The sequence below is a fragment of the uncultured Thermus sp. genome (assembly GCF_938010445.1).
GTDB lineage: Bacteria > Deinococcota > Deinococci > Deinococcales > Thermaceae > Thermus > Thermus altitudinis.
The window spans coordinates 1-2600 of the sequence record NZ_CALLUR010000169.1 but is presented as its reverse complement, the minus strand read 5'-3'; the positions used below and the strand labels follow the sequence as shown (position 1 = coordinate 2600).

Genomic DNA, 2600 nt, shown 5'->3' with positions numbered 1-2600 from the left:
CACCCAGACCACCTTCGTGTGTGGCGAAGGAGCCACCCCCGTGGGCATGATGGAACTGGCGGGGCTGGAAAACGCGGCCCAGGGTATCCAGGAGTGTAAGCCCATGACCGCTGAAAGCGTGGTGGCGGCCAGGCCCGACGTGATCGTCGTGTTCAAGAGGGGATTGGACAGCCTGGGCGGGCTAGAGGGCCTTCTCCGCCTCCCCGGGGTGGCCCAGACCCCCGCGGGGCAACGGAGAAAGGTGGTGGCCATGGACGACAATTATCTGGGCTCCTTTGGTCCCCGGGCAGGTCGGGCTGCCCTGGACCTCTTCCGCGCCGCCTATCTTCAGGAAGGGTTTGTGGAGGTGGCGCCCCGATGAAGCACCCAAGCCCTTGGTGGGCCCTTGGGAAAACCCTTTCCCTACTGGCTGGGCCACGCTTGCCTTTGGGCGAAGGGAAGAGGTTCTGCATCGGGGGTGAACCATGGTGAACCAGCCCCAGTTTTCCTTCCCCTGGACCCGACGCTACCGCCTAGCCCTTTTAGTCCTCGCCATCCTATTGCCCACCACCCTCCTACTGGGAGCAGGGATCGGGGCCTATAAGATAGCTCCCCTGGAGATTCCCGCGATTCTCCTAAAGGGCGAGGGGGTAGAATACCAGGTCCTGACCGCCTTGCGCTTTCCCCGGGTGCTGGGTGCGGCCTTGGTGGGCGCCCTGCTGGCCATGGCGGGTGCCGTCCTTCAAGGGCTTTTCCGCAATCCCTTGGTGGACCCCGGCCTCATTGGGGTTTCCTCAGGAGCAGCCCTAGGGGCCGCCCTTTTCATCGTATTGGTGCCCGGTTCAGCCTCCTTAGAGGCCTATGCCCTACCCGTATGGGCCTTTCTAGGTGGTCTCCTGGCCACCCAGGCCCTGTGGTGGATCGCCCGCACCCCTTTCGGCACCCAGGTGGCCATACTTCTCCTTGCGGGCATTGCGCTCAACTCCCTGGTGGGAGCGGCCATCGGCCTCCTCATCTTCGCGTCCACAGACCAGCAGCTCCGCAGCCTCACCTTCTGGACCTTGGGCGGTTTTTCCGGAGTCACCTGGAGGCTGCTCCTAGCCGGGCTGCCCTTCGCCCTCCTGGCCCTTTTCCTCCTCCTCCCCTTGGCCCGCGGGCTTAATGCCCTCACCTTAGGGGAACGGGAAGCCTTCCACCTGGGAGTGGATGCGAACGCCCTCAAGCGCCAAGCGGTCCTCGGCTCGGCGTTAGGTGTGGGAACCGCGGTGGCCATGGCAGGAGGAGTGGGCTTTATCGGCCTGGTGGCCCCGCACCTGTTCCGCCTGGTGGCGGGGCCAGACCACCGGTACCTCCTGCCCGGCTCCGCCCTCCTGGGGAGCGTTTTGGCCGTGCTGGCCGACCTCCTGGCCCGTACCCTTGTGGCCCCCGCCGAACTTCCCGTTGGGATACTCACAGCCCTTTTGGGAGGCCCCTTTTTTCTGTACCTGGTGATGCGCTTTAAGAAGGAGGTGTACCGTGCTTGAGGCCCGCAACCTGGGCTACCGGGTAGGTGATCGCTGGCTTCTTAGAGGCCTTCACCTCTCCATTGCTCCCGGCGAGGTCTTAGGCATCCTGGGTCCCAACGGCAGCGGAAAGACCACCCTCCTGCGCCTTCTTGCCGGAGAAATCCCCCCCAGCGAGGGGGAGATCCTCCTGGAGGGCAGGCCCTTGGCAGTTTATAGGCCCTCGGCCCTGGCCCGGACGCGGGCGGTCCTCTCCCAGCTGCAGGAGATGGGCTTTCCCTTCACCGCCTACGAGGTGGCCTTCCTCGGCCGGCTCCCCCACCTGGAGGGGCGGCGCGAAACGCCTGAAGACCACGCCAAAACCCTACATCACTTGGAACGTGTACAAGCCCTTTCCCTCAAGGAGCGCCTTGCCCCTACCCTTTCCGGAGGGGAAAGGATGCGGGTAGAGATGGCGCGCCTTCTCAACCAGGAAGCGAAGCTATACCTCCTGGACGAGCCCACCAACCACCTGGATCCCCGCTATGCCATGGACTTACTCCAGCTTTTTCGCTCCCTGGCCCAAGAGGGGGCTGGGGTGGTGGCCGTACTCCATGACCTAAACCTGGCATGCCGGTTTGCGGATCGGCTCCTTCTCCTAAAGGGGGGCCGTATGGTGGCCCAGGGTAGGCCTGAGGAGGTGCTCCAACCTACCCTCTTACAAGAGGCGTATGGAGTTGCCTTCCAGGCCTGGGAGCACCCCAGCGGGACCCGGGTCGTCCTACCCCTCACCGCCACCCCGGGGTAACACCCTCACATAGACCCCAGGCGGCCTGCCACGGCCAAAAGGGCCACCTCCGCGTGCCTGCGGCCATTTTCAATGAAGACCGAGCGGGTATCGGGGCCAAAGGCCGCAGAACCGATGGCGAAAAGCCCCTTACGGGAGGTTTCCCACTCCGGCGAGAGCCAGGGCTTCTCCCCTTCGTAGCGCACCCCCACTTCCTGCAAAAGCCGGTCCTCCGCCCGGTAGCCGATCTGGACCAGGACGAAGTCCGCTGCCAAAAACCCCTCCCCTTGGGGCCCTTCCAGATGGAGGCCCTCCGGGGTGATGGCCTTGACCTGGGTTTCCATCACCGCCCT

Annotated in this window: 4 protein-coding genes; 3 read left to right on the top strand and 1 reads right to left on the bottom strand. The window is 64.6% G+C overall.

Annotation, left to right across the window (positions count from 1 at the left end):
* The 3 genes from Q0693_RS09385 to Q0693_RS09375 form a co-directional block, all read left to right on the top strand.
* The coding region (locus Q0693_RS09385; protein ID WP_298631145.1) for an ABC transporter substrate-binding protein at window positions 1–361 on the top strand (361 nt) is incomplete at its 5' end.
* Between the two features lie 103 nt (window positions 362–464).
* Complete coding sequence (locus Q0693_RS09380; protein WP_298631142.1) at window positions 465–1502, top strand: iron ABC transporter permease; 1038 nt, start codon at window positions 465–467, stop codon at window positions 1500–1502.
* Window positions 1495–2268, top strand: a complete 774-nt coding sequence (locus Q0693_RS09375) for an ABC transporter ATP-binding protein (protein ID WP_298631139.1) — start codon at window positions 1495–1497, stop codon at window positions 2266–2268. The genes Q0693_RS09380 and Q0693_RS09375 overlap by 8 nt, the downstream gene beginning before the upstream one ends.
* Window positions 2269–2273: 5 nt before the next feature.
* Here the strand turns inward: Q0693_RS09375 and Q0693_RS09370 are convergent.
* The coding region (locus Q0693_RS09370) for an FAD-dependent oxidoreductase (protein ID WP_298631137.1) at window positions 2274–2600 on the bottom strand (327 nt) is incomplete at its 5' end.